The 13,499-nt window shown below is 39.0% G+C and carries 14 protein-coding genes; 10 read left to right on the top strand and 4 right to left on the bottom strand.

Annotated elements, in window-relative coordinates; all coding sequences use genetic code 11:
• Nucleotides 1–188: 188 nt before the first annotated feature.
• Complete coding sequence (locus HMPREF2893_RS07795; protein WP_070675563.1) at nt 189–929, bottom strand: amino acid ABC transporter ATP-binding protein; 741 nt, start codon at nt 927–929, stop codon at nt 189–191.
• Nucleotides 929–3,112 carry an amino acid ABC transporter substrate-binding protein/permease gene (locus HMPREF2893_RS07790; RefSeq protein WP_070675560.1) on the bottom strand — a complete coding sequence of 728 codons (2,184 nt, stop codon included), beginning with the start codon at nt 3,110–3,112 and terminating at the stop codon, nt 929–931. The genes HMPREF2893_RS07795 and HMPREF2893_RS07790 overlap by 1 nt, the downstream gene beginning before the upstream one ends.
• Nucleotides 3,113–3,373: 261 nt before the next feature.
• On the opposite strand from HMPREF2893_RS07790, the gene HMPREF2893_RS07780 reads away from it, so the two are divergent.
• Complete coding sequence (locus HMPREF2893_RS07780) at nt 3,374–4,312, top strand: CPBP family intramembrane glutamic endopeptidase (RefSeq protein WP_070675557.1); 939 nt, start codon at nt 3,374–3,376, stop codon at nt 4,310–4,312.
• A 102-nt stretch (nt 4,313–4,414) separates the two neighbouring features.
• Here HMPREF2893_RS07780 and HMPREF2893_RS07775 read toward each other — a convergent pair whose 3' ends face one another.
• Entirely contained in the window at nt 4,415–5,491 is a 1,077-nt protein-coding gene (locus tag HMPREF2893_RS07775; protein ID WP_070675554.1) for a sensor histidine kinase, read from the bottom strand.
• Nucleotides 5,476–6,147, bottom strand: coding sequence for a response regulator transcription factor (locus HMPREF2893_RS07770; protein WP_070675551.1), 672 nt, complete (start codon nt 6,145–6,147; stop codon nt 5,476–5,478). The genes HMPREF2893_RS07775 and HMPREF2893_RS07770 overlap by 16 nt, the downstream gene beginning before the upstream one ends.
• 158 nt (nt 6,148–6,305) lie before the next feature.
• On the opposite strand from HMPREF2893_RS07770, the gene HMPREF2893_RS07765 reads away from it, so the two are divergent.
• From HMPREF2893_RS07765 to HMPREF2893_RS07725, 9 genes are all read left to right on the top strand, one after another.
• Nucleotides 6,306–7,016 carry an ABC transporter ATP-binding protein gene (locus tag HMPREF2893_RS07765; RefSeq protein WP_023918267.1) on the top strand — a complete coding sequence of 237 codons (711 nt, stop codon included), beginning with the start codon at nt 6,306–6,308 and terminating at the stop codon, nt 7,014–7,016.
• A gap of 1 nt (nt 7,017) precedes the next feature.
• Nucleotides 7,018–7,830 (top strand): hypothetical protein, encoded by an 813-nt coding sequence (locus tag HMPREF2893_RS07760; protein WP_023918265.1) that lies wholly within the window; start codon nt 7,018–7,020, stop codon nt 7,828–7,830.
• Nucleotides 7,811–8,500 carry a hypothetical protein gene (locus HMPREF2893_RS07755; RefSeq protein ID WP_023918263.1) on the top strand — a complete coding sequence of 230 codons (690 nt, stop codon included), beginning with the start codon at nt 7,811–7,813 and terminating at the stop codon, nt 8,498–8,500. Before HMPREF2893_RS07760 ends, HMPREF2893_RS07755 begins: the two co-directional genes overlap by 20 nt.
• 262 nt (nt 8,501–8,762) lie before the next feature.
• Nucleotides 8,763–10,751, top strand: coding sequence for an excinuclease ABC subunit UvrB (gene uvrB, locus HMPREF2893_RS07750; protein ID WP_070675548.1), 1,989 nt, complete (start codon nt 8,763–8,765; stop codon nt 10,749–10,751).
• 14 nt (nt 10,752–10,765) lie between these two features.
• On the top strand, nt 10,766–11,263 hold the full coding sequence (locus HMPREF2893_RS07745; protein WP_070675545.1) for a GNAT family N-acetyltransferase: 498 nt from the start codon (nt 10,766–10,768) through the stop codon (nt 11,261–11,263).
• A 93-nt stretch (nt 11,264–11,356) separates the two neighbouring features.
• A complete protein-coding gene (locus HMPREF2893_RS07740) occupies nt 11,357–11,980 on the top strand; it encodes an NAD(P)H-dependent oxidoreductase (protein WP_070675542.1) in 624 nt (207 codons plus the stop codon).
• A 30-nt stretch (nt 11,981–12,010) separates the two neighbouring features.
• Nucleotides 12,011–12,541 carry a hypothetical protein gene (locus HMPREF2893_RS07735; RefSeq protein WP_070675539.1) on the top strand — a complete coding sequence of 177 codons (531 nt, stop codon included), beginning with the start codon at nt 12,011–12,013 and terminating at the stop codon, nt 12,539–12,541.
• Nucleotides 12,538–12,969: a hypothetical protein gene (locus HMPREF2893_RS07730; RefSeq protein ID WP_070675537.1), complete on the top strand. Its 432-nt coding sequence runs from the start codon at nt 12,538–12,540 to the stop codon at nt 12,967–12,969. Before HMPREF2893_RS07735 ends, HMPREF2893_RS07730 begins: the two co-directional genes overlap by 4 nt.
• Before the next feature lie 26 nt (nt 12,970–12,995).
• A complete protein-coding gene (locus HMPREF2893_RS07725; RefSeq protein ID WP_186822249.1) occupies nt 12,996–13,463 on the top strand; it encodes an 8-oxo-dGTP diphosphatase in 468 nt (155 codons plus the stop codon).
• Nucleotides 13,464–13,499 lie beyond the last annotated feature (36 nt).

The raw sequence follows: 13,499 nt of genomic DNA, 5'->3' as shown, positions 1-13,499 counted from the left end.
AAGTTTCAATATTTTCTTGATTCATTTTAAAAATTGAAAATCATTGTTGTTCCTTTTTAGAAACGCTTTACTTATTTTATTTTAAAATAGTTAGTCCACATTCTAAGCATTTTCAGGTTTGAAAATGCTTTTTTAGGTCTAAAAAACATCTAGCAAAATTGCTAGATGTTTCAAAAACCACTATTTTTTTAAACGTTTAGAACCTTATCCAAGAATTCTTTTAAACGTGGGTGTTGTGGGTTGTCGAAGATTTGGTCTGGTTTGCCATCTTCGAGGAATTCACCGTCTGCGGTGAAGATGACGCGGTTGGCTACTTGGCGGGCAAATCCCATTTCATGAGTAACGATGATCATGGTCATGCCTTGCTCTGCCAACTCTTTCATAACGTTCAATACATCTCCGACCATCTCAGGGTCAAGGGCAGAAGTAGGTTCGTCAAAGAGCATAATATCTGGATTCATGGCAAGTCCACGTGCGATAGCCACACGTTGTTTTTGACCACCAGAAAGGCTGTTTGGATTGGCATCAGCTTTATCTGCGAGTCCAACTTTTTCCAACAATTCCATCCCGACTTTTTGAGCTTCCTCGCGAGTCATCAGTTTGTGCTCTACTGGTGCAAACATAATGTTTTCAAGGACGCTCATGTGAGGGAAGAGGTTGAAGTGTTGGAAAACCATCCCGATATTTTCACGGACCAAATCAACATTGGTTTTCGAATCGGTTAGATCATATCCATTAACTGTAATTTGACCTTTTGTCACTTCTTCGAGGAGATTGAGACTACGAAGGAAGGTCGATTTACCTGAACCGGATGGTCCAATAATACAAACCACATCCCCTTCATAGAATTTTGCTGAAATTCCTTTTAGGACCTCATTTTCACCGTAGTATTTATGGAGGTCATGGACATCAATTTTTAATTTAGCCATTAGTTAGCCCTCTTTTCTAATTTTTTTGCAAATCGTGTTAGCAAGGTGATAATCACGAGGTAGAAGACGGCAAGGATCGCATACATCTTGAAACTTTGGTAGTTTCGGGCGATGATGATCTTACCAGTCTGGAAGAGTTCCACCAATCCGATCGCAGATACGATCGTCGTATCTTTTAGCGCAATGACAAATTGGTTAACAAAGTTTGGAAGCATGAGCTTGGTTGCTTGTGGCAAGATGATCTTGCGCATGGTCTTGCCATAAGAGATTCCAAGGCTTCGGCTGGCTTCCATCTGTCCAATCGGTACAGCTTGGATCCCCCCACGAACAATTTCTGCAATATAGGCAGCAGCATTGAGGGAGAGGGCGATGGTACCTGCAACAAAGTCGTTGATTGGGGATTGATGACCTGTGACCGATTCAATCAAGTTTGGAATTCCCCAGAAGATGAAGGCAGCGAGGATCATGAGTGGGATTCCACGAATGACATCGACGAAGATTTCTGCTGTCCAGCGGAGCCATTTATAAGGGCTAACACTAAACATCCCAAAGATAACACCGATCACCATAGCAATGGCGAAAGAGAGAAGCGCAAGGGCAAGAGTCACACCCAAACCACTTAACAATTGTTTGTAGTTGTTTTGAAGCAAGCCCCAGATCGTTGTTTCATCTGCTGTTGTACTTGAAGTACTTGATTTGCTATCTGCTTTAAGGTATTTATCGAGGATCTTTTGGTATTGGCCGCTTTTCTTCAAGTTTGCAAGACCGTTATTGAACATTTCGATCAATTCAGGATTTTCACCCTTTTTAACAGCAAATGCTAGTTGACCACTTGGAGTTCCTTCGATAGGTGTTTTGAATTTACGTCCTTGTTTAATAGCGTATTTGATAACAGGTTCGTCATCCATGATCGCTGCGACAGAACCAGAATTCAAACTATCGTACATAGAAGCTCCGTCAGAGAAGGTTTTGATCTTGTAACCATATTTCTTTTGGTTCTTTTCAAGGAAATTTTGTGAGGAAGTACCGTTTTTAACACCGACTGTCTTTCCTTTTAGGTCATCATATGAATCAATCTTGCTGCTTTCTTGAACGGCTAGAATAGAATTGGCCGTGTAGTATGGTTCAGAAAAATCAAATGTTTCTTTCCGAGCATCTGTTACGGTCATCCCTGCGATCATTCCTTGCGCATGGCCGGATTGGACATCACTTACCGCTGCGTCAAATCCAGGATTATTAATCTCGATGGTAAATCCTTGGTCTTTGGCAATAGCCTTGATCAAGTCCATATCGATCCCTGTGTATTTGTTTTTTCCATTTTGGAAGACAAATGGTGCAAAAGATGAGTCACTTGAAATTACATATTTTGATTTTTTAGGAGTTGCTTTTTGACCGGCAGGAGTAGTGGTTTCTGGAACGGCACTGTTACTTGATGATTGGCTTTCACCTGTCCATTTCTTGATGATCTCATCAAGTGTTCCATCAGCTTTCATTTGAGCGAGAGCCTTGTTAAATTCAGTGATCAACTTTTCATGATTTCCACCTTTTTTAACACCAAAGGCAAAGCCACCGACTGCCTCCCCGTCCATATTGATAGCTAGGTCCTGACCCTTTTGGATGGCGTATTGAATAACAGGTTGGTCATCCATGACTGCATCCACTGCACCAGCTGATAAACTGTTATACATGAGATCACCAGTATCAAAAGTCTTGATCTTGTAGCCGTACTTGTCCTTGTTTTTATCGAGGAAGCGTTGGGCTGCAGTTCCGTTTTTAACACCGACTGTCTTCCCTTTTAATTGGCTGTACTTCGTGATTTTGTCAGCTTTCGTAGTCGCAATGACAACTTTTGTATCATAGTAAGTATCAGACATGGTGAAGACTTTTTCACGCTCGGTTGTTTTGGTCATTCCGGCCATGATGGCATCCGCTTGACCAGCTTGAACTGCGTTGACCGCTGCATCAAATCCAGGGAAGGATTTGTCCAAATCCCAGCCATTGATTTCAGCGACCTTGTCCAAGATCTCTACGTCAATTCCTTTATAGGTTTGATCTGAATCCTTAAATTCAAACGGTGCATATGCTGTGTCGAAAACGACCTTGATCGTTTCAGCATGAGCATGACCAGCGAATGCAACGATTGGAAATAAGAAAAGCAAACATGCTAGTAATTTTTTCTTCATTTCTGTCTCCTTCTAATTCTTTCTCTTAGGGGATTTGACCCATGAGCACATTGACCAAAGGATGGCCTTAAAAAAACAAATCATTCATACCAAAACGAGTATGAATGGTCTTATGTTTTTCTACAAAAGCTATTATATCATAAAAGACTTTGCTTTGCAAGAAAAATCGAGTTTTCATGTTAGGTTTTCTAACATGAAACGATATTGCGGCTCTAGATTTTCTTTGCTACAATGGACCTATCAGATAAATGGAGGTTGATCATGAAGAAAGGAAAGATGATTCAGGATATAAAAACTAACACCTCATGGCCAGTTCTTATTTCTACACTATTTTATGTATTATTAGCATCTCTCTTTATAGAAGGAGGTCTTTGGATTGGTAGTGAACTTGTGGGGCCATTTTCCTTAGTGATAGGTTTTCTAGTGGAGTTCTTTTTGCCAGGAAATGGGATAGCAAGTATTCAAGAATTTTTCTACCATTATCTTCTCTATTATGAGCTTTTCAGTTTTGTAATCATACTATTTCTCTTTATTTTTTGGGTGAAGGTCATAGAGAAGAATGCTTTATCAAGCTTAGGCTTTGTAAAAAGAAATTGGCTCAAGTATCTAGTCTGGGGGATCATGATTTCACTTGTTCAAATGGGAGTGATCGCGCTTGTCTACCAAGTCAGTGGCATCGGGTCTTTTGTGTTAAATGAGCTCAGTTTAGAGCCCTTGCTTTTTATCCTAGGATTATTTCCATTTTGGCTCCTCCAAGGGGGGACGGAAGAAGTAGCGACGCGAGGTTGGCTTCTGACTCGGATTGCTGCAAGAACTAATCTGCCTTTAGCGATCGCGATTTCTAGTAGTCTCTTTGGCATTCTGCATATGGGAAATGCAGGAGTGACCTTCTTATCCGTTCTGAATATCATCCTCGATGGAGTGCTGGCTGGTCTGCTTTTTATCTATACGGATAGTATCTGGCTAGTGGTCGCCCAACACGGAACTTGGAACTATGTACAAGGAAATCTCCTTGGTTTTCAAGTCAGTGGCACAGGCGCAGATGCGTCTATCTTTAGTTTTACCATGGGAGATGGACCTGACTGGTTGACCGGAGGGGCATTTGGAGCAGAAGGATCAATCATCACCACTCTGGTTCTTCTTGTATCCCTAGTGATTGTCTATCGCTTAGGGGAGAGGAAAGAAAAGTTTGATGACTAACCTCTGTGTAATGTCTGAAAGTCATATATGAAAAAGACAAACACCAAAAATGACGTTTGTCTGCCTTCTGAGTCGAACACATATTGATGAGTTCGGCTTTTTCTATATAATAATGGGAATGATTAGTTTCACTTGTGCACCATTATCAATATTTTCTAAATGCATAGTTCCATTATGAAGTTTCATGACGCGTTTCACGAAAGATAAACCAAGTCCAAAGTGACTTTCTTGAGAGGGTGTTCTTGCTTGGTCCTCTTTATAGAAAAGATTTCCAGCATGGTGTAATACATTTTTTGAAAAAGTAGATTGATTATTCCATATGGTTAGAACTAATCGATTATTTTCTTGTGACATTGTTAGCTGGATCTTTGCATCATTTTCTTTTTGATGCTGTATTGCATTATTAATAATATTGGTGATTGCTCGAAAAAATAGATTGGAATGAATGGCAATTTGTGTCGATGGAGTTACTGTATTTGAAAAAACAAAATGTGTATTTCTGGGGAGTAAAGGAGTGATATGTTCCTTCAATTGGTGAGCTACTTGTTTAATTGATATGTTTTCAAGTTGAATATCCTGGTCGTAAAAGGTTTTGGAGTATTGGATAAAGTGGTTAAAATAATCGTTTAACTGAATACTTGCTTGCTCAAGGTCTTTAAGACATTCCATTGTTTGAGGTGTTTGCTCGGTGGATTGTAAGAATTCAGCATTTCCTCTGATAACAGTTAGAGGGCTACGAAGATCATGTGCAGCACTAGATACTTGAAACATGAGTTCTTTTTTTTGATCTTTTTCATTTTGAATTCTATTTTTTATATCAGATTGCATTTTTTCGATCAGATCATTTGTTTCAATGAATTCTTTAATCTGCAAATGGTGATGTTCATTTTTAGTGAAATATAGACCACTATGATAAACCATGTTCATTTCTTTTTGAATCTTGGTTAATAATTGTCTAATATTCATTACAATGATAAAAATTAAAATGATGCAAAGATAAATCCAAGAACTAACGCTAAAAAATAAAGCAAAGCGATTGGCATTTTTCTCATTAATTCCAGATACAGAAGATAGAAGAGCTGGAACTATGTAAAAAAGTATCAGACATAGAAGAAATTGCCACATGATTTTAAGATAGGTACGCTTAATGAGCTGTTTGATTGTCAATTCTCTTTCCATTTGTATCCTCCTCCCCATACTGTTTTGATGGGATCAATTTGATGAATCTTAAATTTTTGTCTGATTTGATAGATGTATTCAGTAATGGATCGTAGTTGTGCATCAGAGTCTACAGGATAGAGGTAATTGTAAAGTTCTTCTATGCTAAATATTCGGTTCTTATTTTTTGCTAAAAGATAAAGTAAATCAAACTCTCTCTTGGTCAATGAAATTCTCTTTGATTGATAATAAACTTCTTGACTATCTCGATAAAAAGTTATATTTGACTCCATCTCTTCTTTAGAGGCGTTGTGAGATCTTTCTTCCCTACGAAGATGCATTTGAATTCTTGCAATCAATTCCTTTATGCTGAATGGTTTTGTGATGTAATCATCGGCTCCGGCTTGTATTCCTTTTAGTAAATCTTCTTCAAAATCTTTAGCGGTTAGAAATAGAATTGGAGTAGTAATTTGTGAACGAATGGAACGACAGATTTCTAAACCAGAAATAGGCATCATGACGTCAAGTAAAATTAGATCGAATCCAGTAAAGTCACAGATATTGATCTCCTCTATATTTTTACGAGTTTCCACGTGAAAGTTGTTCGCTTTTAATGTATTCGCTATTAATCGTAAGATTTTTTCATCATCGTCAATGGCTAAAATTTTATACTTCATAGTTCCTCCAATTATATGAGCATATTATAGCAAATCTAGAATGCAATTTGTTGAAAATGAAAAAAATAATTATTCTGAGAATTTCCTGATTTTCTCCTGTTATACTTGCTCCAAGTGAAGGTGGAATTTCACTAAAAGTCAGAAAGGAAAAAGAATGAATGATAACAATTCAAAAGCTACATAAGGAATATAATAATAAAATTGTCCTTCAAAACGTGTCTTTCAAAGCCAAAAAAGGTGAGATTACCGGATTGATTGGACCGAATGGATCTGGAAAATCAACTTTAATTAGAATTTTACTTGGTTTAGAAAATAGTCAAATGGGAATGGCGTTGATCGATGGAAAAAAATACTCTCAATTGGGAGATAATCCTTTTTGTATTGTTGGATCATTCCTAGATAGTTGTCAACCTTATCCAACTAGAACAGGATTTCAGCATCTTCGGTGGATTGGCTTGGCTTGTGGCGTTGACAAAAATAGGTGCAACGAATGTTTAGAGTTGGTGGGGTTAAGTGAAGCTAAAAATAAAAAAGTAAAAGACTATTCATTAGGAATGAAGCAACGTCTTGGTTTAGCAACAGCCTTATTAGCAAATCCTGACATCTTAATTTTAGATGAACCAATCAATGGACTAGATCCAGAAGGAATACGCTGGGTACGCAATTTTTTGCAGTCTTTTGTCAATGAAGGTAAGACTGTATTAATGACAAGTCATTATATGAGTGAGTTAGAATTAACTGTAGATCATTTGGTTGGGATTTCTAATGGGAAGATTGTTATTGATGCTCCTACCAAAGACATTTTGAAACAGTTTGGATCTTTTGAGGAGGCATATTTTAAGGCACTCGAAGGGAAAGAAGGTGAATAATATGTTGAAGCGTTCCTTTTTTAGTGACCTCTATAAATATTGTAGTTTACCTACTTTTAAATTCACTTTTTTTCTTATTTTGGGAGTCAGCATATTTTTTTCAATTCAAAATATCCAGGTGATAAATGCTTTAGTAGAAGGAAATGGACAGGCTGTTAACCTTGATCCATCTATGCTATCATCGAATCCAGTCTATACAGTCAGGGATGCTCTTTTATCTTCCCCCTACCAAGCAAGTGTTATTTTCTTACCAATCTTGGTTTCACTTGTTTATTCAACCCATTACCAATTTGGTGATGATAGTTTTACTCAGTTATTGATTCCTAACTGGAAAGTTCGTCTTACTGGTTTTATTGCAAGTTCGGTTGTCTTATCGATACTTTCTACTTTAGTATTTTCTATAGTAAATGCTGTTGTTTTACTCGTTTTTCTGGATTCAACTTTAAAGAATTATTTAGAATTGACTTTGTTCTTAGATGTTACGGTAAGAGTTATGATATTTGCAATCGTTCTTACTCTATTAGCTTTACTCTTAGTAATAGTAACGAAAAAATCAATGACTTCATTAATTGCAGACGTTTTGTTATTGGTAATCACTTTATCAGGTATTTTAAGAGGAATTTCCTCTAAAATAGAAAATCTCTTGCCTTTGATTGGAGCAAAGTCATTTGCTTTTGGCCGAATTGAAGGGACTCAAACGAGCCAATTGTATGGATTTACACTTTTAGTAGTTGAAGGGATCTTGTTCTTGGTATTCATAATGCTTGTAGAAATGATTCGAATGAGGAGGAAGAATGGCAAGAATATTTTTTAGTCTTATTGTCAAAAAATATAGTTTAAAACCCGTAAAGTACCAGATAGCTATACAGTCACTTTTTATAGGTTTTGTGTGTCTCTTAGGTGTTTTACCAGTTTCAATCAATGATACTGTTGTACAATTATCTATAAAGCAAGCTCTTGTTTTTGCATCAATGCTCTCTGTTAGTATTGGGTGTGTTAATGCATTTGTTGAGTTACAAGCTCACGAAACAAAACTGGTTTATTTGGTAAGCGGAAAAAGGATCTTAAGTTCAATTAGGATCCTGTTCGTAGAGTTATGTGATGTACTAATCCAATCAACCTTATATTTCATTGTACTGCTTGTATGGTTTCATTTTTTTAGTAGCGAAAATGGTGTCAGTTTAGAACTTTTCAGTTTCTATTTGATTGGCTCCATCCAATATTTTTTAATTTCTTACTTCTTAAGTTATTTTTTCAAAAGTCCAATGGGGAGTTTAGCTATTTTGCTGCTATTTCCTATTTTGGTACAACCATTCATAGAAAGAGTAGTGGAACCATTGACTAGTTATCTATTTTATAATATTGTTGCGGATACCATTTTAGGTAGTGCTTCCAATTTGCAACTCTGTACTTACGTTATTGGACTTGTATGCTCATTTGGAGCAACTCTCTACCTCTTGGTAAGGAATCAAGAAGTTAAGTAGTAAATTGATCACGTAAAAACAATACTGATGAGCAAACCTTGCTAATTTTGTATATCATGGACACTGATGTTTATTACGTATTGCATTGTTTTAGAATAAAAGACAAGACTTTCGAAGTAATTGCGAGAGTCTTGTTTAGTTTTCGCTCTAATTTGTGTCCAATTAATTATTTTGTAATATGTTGTTTTCCCTTTCATTCCTCATCTCAGAGAATTCTAGTGATTTATGGTAAAATAAGGTCTATATATGTGAGGACAAAGAGATGATTAATCGAGTAACAGATAACAAATTTAAACTAGTATCCAAATACCAACCGTCTGGGGATCAACCGCAGGCTATTGAGCAACTGGTGGATAACATCGAGGGAGGAGAAAAGGCTCAGATCCTGATGGGGGCGACTGGTACGGGGAAGACCTACACCATGAGCCAGGTCATCGCTCAGGTCAATAAGCCGACCTTGGTCATTGCCCACAATAAAACCCTAGCAGGCCAGCTCTATGGAGAGTTCAAGGAATTTTTCCCTGAGAATGCGGTTGAGTACTTCGTATCTTACTACGATTACTACCAGCCAGAAGCTTATGTGCCCTCTAGCGATACCTATATCGAAAAAGATAGTTCGGTCAATGATGAGATTGACAAGCTTCGTCACTCAGCAACATCAGCATTGTTAGAGCGTAACGATGTGATCGTTGTCGCTTCTGTCTCTTGTATCTATGGTTTGGGTTCTCCCAAAGAATACTCGGACAGCGTGGTCAGCCTGCGCCCAGGTCTGGAGATTTCTCGTGATAAACTGCTTAATGACCTAGTGGATATCCAGTTTGAGCGCAATGACATCGACTTTCAACGGGGAAAATTCCGTGTTCGTGGGGATGTGGTCGAGATTTTCCCAGCTTCGCGTGATGAGCATGCCTTTCGAGTCGAGTTTTTCGGGGATGAGATTGAGCGGATTCGTGAGGTTGAAGCTTTGACGGGCCAAGTTCTAGGAGATGTGGACCACTTAGCCATTTTCCCAGCCACTCACTTCGTGACCAATGACGACCATATGGAAGTGGCCATTGCCAAGATTCAGGCGGAACTAGAAGAGCAGTTAAAAGTCTTTGAAAAAGAAGGTAAGCTCTTAGAAGCCCAACGCCTGAAGCAACGGACAGAGTACGATATTGAAATGTTGCGGGAAATGGGCTACACCAATGGGGTGGAGAACTACTCCCGTCACATGGATGGCCGAAGTGAAGGAGAGCCTCCTTACACCCTCCTTGACTTCTTCCCAGAAGATTTCCTCATCATGATCGATGAAAGTCACATGACCATGGGACAGATCAAGGGTATGTACAATGGAGACCGCTCGCGCAAGGAGATGTTGGTCAACTATGGTTTCCGTTTGCCATCTGCCTTGGACAACCGGCCACTGCGTCGTGAAGAGTTTGAAAGCCATGTCCACCAGATTGTCTATGTGTCAGCGACACCAGGTGACTATGAGATGGAACAAACGGACACCGTCATCGAGCAGATTATTCGTCCGACTGGTCTTCTGGATCCAGAAGTGGAAGTACGCCCTACCATGGGACAAATGGACGATCTCTTGGGTGAGATCAATGCGCGTGTAGAACGTGGAGAGCGGACCTTTGTCACTACCCTGACCAAGAAGATGGCAGAAGACTTGACCGACTACTTCAAGGAAATGGGTGTTAAAGTCAAATACATGCACTCGGACATTAAGACCTTGGAGCGGACGGAGATTATTCGTGATTTGCGTTTGGGCGTTTTTGATGTCTTGGTCGGTATCAACCTCCTTCGGGAAGGGATAGACGTACCAGAAGTCAGCCTAGTTGCCATTCTTGATGCGGATAAGGAAGGCTTCCTCCGTAATGAGCGTGGGCTTATCCAGACCATCGGGCGTGCAGCCCGTAATAGTGAGGGACATGTGATTATGTATGCGGACACCATGACCCAGTCGATGCAAAAAGCTATTGATGAAACAGCTCGTCGTCGTCAGATTCAGATGGCCTATAATGAAGAGCATGGCATTGTGCCACAAACCATTAAGAAGGAAATCCGAGATCTTATTTCTGTTACTAAGGCGGTGTCCAAGGAAGAAGACAAGGAAGTGGATATCACCAGTCTCAACCGCCAAGAGCGCAAGGAACTGGTCAAGAAACTGCAAGGTCAAATGCAAGAAGCCGTCGAAGTGCTTGATTTCGAGCTTGCAGCGCAAATCCGCGATATGATGTTGGAAGTGAAGGCCTTGGATTAGAAAGGATAAAGCGAATGAAGATTATCATTAAAGCAATGGAAACTCCTGAAGAGATAGAAGGAAAATCTCTCGTTCATTGGCAAACGTGGAGAGAGGCTTATGACGATCTTTTACCCGCGGATTTTCAGGAGACGATGACATTAGAAAAATGTCGATTCTTTAGTCAAAAATATCCAGAAAATACCTTGATTGCGATGGATGGAAAGAAGGTCGTTGGATTTATCAGCTATGGAAATTACCGTGATGAGACCATTCAAGCTGGTGAAATCATTGCCTTATATGTTTTAAAAGATTACTATGGAAAAGGTGTGAGTAAACAGTTAATGCATGCTGCATTTGTTGCTCTTGATCCATTCTCTGAAATTTATTTATGGGTATTGAAAGATAATAAGCGAGCCATTGCTTTCTATCAAAAAATGGGTTTTACTTTTGATGGCCAAGAACAAATACTTAAACTTGGAAAACCTGTTAAGGAATTGCGGATGATGTGTTCTTCAAATAAAAATTCCTAAAGGACGTATCTATCAATCTTTGAACCATTATCAATTAATCAAGTAAAAATATAAAAGAGATAGAATGAACCAAAGAGATGAAGGAGAAGACGAATGAAAATTTTAGTCATCAATGGGCATCCCGATAAGGAAAGTTACTGTCAGGCTATTTTCCAAACCATTGTCGAAAATATTGACTCAGGTCGCCATGAACTTGAAGTCATTAACCTTAATGAAGAGGACTTTGATCCGGTTCTTCGCTATGGCTATCGAAAGCGGATGGAGGAAGATCCTTTTATTCTTCGTTCCCAAGAATTAATCCAGTGGGCAGATCACCTGATCTTTGTTTATCCCATCTGGTGGAGTAGTATGCCGAGCCTTATGAAAGGCTGGATCGACCGGGTCTTTACACCGGGGATTGCTTACTCGGCCAATGATCAGGGAAGTTTTATCTGGAATTACCTCAGAGGCAAGCAATTCAAGAAGTTGCTTAAAGGCAAAACGGCCAGTATTTATGCGACCTCCATGGCCCCCACTTGGTGGTATAAGATCTTTTCAGGCCCTCTCAACATTCCAGATAGTTATGGCATCTCTGTTTTGAAAAATGCCGTCTTGAACCACTGTGGGATTAAAACCAAGCGTGTCAGCATTTTGGGAGAAGTCGGCCGGGATGTGAATACCGCTAGCATGCGGGAACAGCATCTCCAAAAGGTAGCAGCAGAAGTGAAGAAACTCTGAGTAAATCCTTAACGTTAGGAAATAAGGTTAATGAAGCAGAAGAAAAATACTGTAAAGAAGGTCAACCATCAAAATAAAATAAAGAGTAAAAGAAGCTGGTTAGATCGCTTAAACCTGTGGCTTGAAAAGCATTCAGGTATTGGTATGCTTTTGGATTTTATCATGTTTTTGGCAATGGGAGCGACCCTAGGTGTCTTTCTTTTTGACAATGATCTAATCCCAAGGACTTACCGTGATTTTAATTATCTATTTCCCTTATTTATGAATCTATATTTATTGCTGAATGGATTGTATTTTAATGTCTTTCGAGTGCAGAAAGAAGACCGAGCTTCCATTGAATTTTTCGCAACCGTCTTTTTGTACGTGAATGCAATTACCTCTGTTGTGCATATTGGGTTTGGGATCAAAGGACGACGTATGGGAGATTATATTCCAGCACTTTACACCTTGAATCTGAAATACATCTGGTTTCCTATCGTGACCTATGCGATCTTCTTTATTCTAGCGGCCTTGATCTTGTTTATAATAAAATTGAGGAAAAAGAAGAGAAAGCAGGAATGATTAAACTCATAAAAGTATTTCAAATTATTTATATTCTTTTACTGACTTTCATGCTAGCTAATTTTCTTTTAGGATTGTTTGGCTACGCATTTACGCCACTTCTTTGGAATGCTTGGTTGTATCTTGGGGCTGTGACGGCTTTTAGTCACAGCTGGTATCGCTTCTATCAAAAATATGCTCCAAATTGGAAGAATCTTGTTAGTTTTCTTTTGAGTCTCTTTGCTATGGTGATTCTAGTATTTTTCATTGAGTTATTCTTTACCTTTGATGGCCATGGTCCGGTAACGATTCACTCGGAATATTCGTTAAAAGAGGAGACCATTATCTTTGAGAGAGGCTTTCTTTTGGATATTTTTGATGAATACTATGAGCTGGTAAATCCCTTTGTGATGAAGAAAGAAGTAAAGAAAAAAGTTTATTTTGATTGATGTATTACATCATAGAAAGGAAATATATGTCACGTACAACGCCTACTATACTGTGCAATCTTTGCATGGTCGAAGATCTTGAAAATGGGAAAGTAGTCCTCCAATACCGCTCACCTGAAAAGACTCACTGGTCTGGCTATGCCTTTCCTGGAGGCCATATCGAAGAAGGAGAAAGCCTTGTAGAATCCGTCATTCGTGAAATCTACGAAGAGACAGGACTTACAATTAAAAATCCAAAACTGGTCGCAGTCAAAGACTGGCCACAGGATGAGGGCGGCCGCTACATCGTCTTTTGCTACAAAGCGACAGAATTTACAGGCCAGCTCAGGTCGTCTGATGAAGGAGAAGTTTCTTGGGTTGAGAAGGACCAATTAGAAAAGTTGGACTTGTCCTACGACATGCTTCCTCTGCTGGAAGTGATGGAAGACCCGGACTTGTCTGAGTTCTATTATCGCAAACGGACTGACGATGATTGGGAAAAATTAAGATTTTAAGCAAAGGAGGCTGGGACAAAAGTCCTAGCCTCTCAA

Source organism: Streptococcus sp. HMSC072C09 (genome assembly GCF_001813105.1).
Taxonomy (GTDB): domain Bacteria; phylum Bacillota; class Bacilli; order Lactobacillales; family Streptococcaceae; genus Streptococcus.
Note: the sequence above shows the minus strand (reverse complement) of the source record. Positions and strands in the feature narration are given on the sequence as shown.

Excerpts from the sequence above, each read along its gene's own strand:
- HMPREF2893_RS07735 (WP_070675539.1), top strand. The coding sequence starts at position 12,011 with ATGAAGCAGAAGAAAAATACTGTAAAGAAGGTCAACCATCAAAATAAA.
- HMPREF2893_RS07730 (WP_070675537.1), top strand. The coding sequence starts at position 12,538 with ATGATTAAACTCATAAAAGTATTTCAAATTATTTATATTCTTTTACTG.
- HMPREF2893_RS07780 (WP_070675557.1), top strand. The coding sequence starts at position 3,374 with ATGAAGAAAGGAAAGATGATTCAGGATATAAAAACTAACACCTCATGG.
- HMPREF2893_RS07770 (WP_070675551.1), bottom strand. The coding sequence starts at position 6,147 with ATGAAGTATAAAATTTTAGCCATTGACGATGATGAAAAAATCTTACGA.
- HMPREF2893_RS07745 (WP_070675545.1), top strand. The coding sequence starts at position 10,766 with ATGAAGATTATCATTAAAGCAATGGAAACTCCTGAAGAGATAGAAGGA.
- HMPREF2893_RS07775 (WP_070675554.1), bottom strand. The coding sequence starts at position 5,491 with ATGGAAAGAGAATTGACAATCAAACAGCTCATTAAGCGTACCTATCTT.
- HMPREF2893_RS07740 (WP_070675542.1), top strand. The coding sequence starts at position 11,357 with ATGAAAATTTTAGTCATCAATGGGCATCCCGATAAGGAAAGTTACTGT.
- HMPREF2893_RS07795 (WP_070675563.1), bottom strand. The coding sequence starts at position 929 with ATGGCTAAATTAAAAATTGATGTCCATGACCTCCATAAATACTACGGT.
- uvrB (WP_070675548.1), top strand. The coding sequence starts at position 8,763 with ATGATTAATCGAGTAACAGATAACAAATTTAAACTAGTATCCAAATAC.
- HMPREF2893_RS07765 (WP_023918267.1), top strand. The coding sequence starts at position 6,306 with ATGATAACAATTCAAAAGCTACATAAGGAATATAATAATAAAATTGTC.
- HMPREF2893_RS07790 (WP_070675560.1), bottom strand. The coding sequence starts at position 3,112 with ATGAAGAAAAAATTACTAGCATGTTTGCTTTTCTTATTTCCAATCGTT.
- HMPREF2893_RS07760 (WP_023918265.1), top strand. The coding sequence starts at position 7,018 with ATGTTGAAGCGTTCCTTTTTTAGTGACCTCTATAAATATTGTAGTTTA.
- HMPREF2893_RS07725 (WP_186822249.1), top strand. The coding sequence starts at position 12,996 with ATGTCACGTACAACGCCTACTATACTGTGCAATCTTTGCATGGTCGAA.
- HMPREF2893_RS07755 (WP_023918263.1), top strand. The coding sequence starts at position 7,811 with ATGGCAAGAATATTTTTTAGTCTTATTGTCAAAAAATATAGTTTAAAA.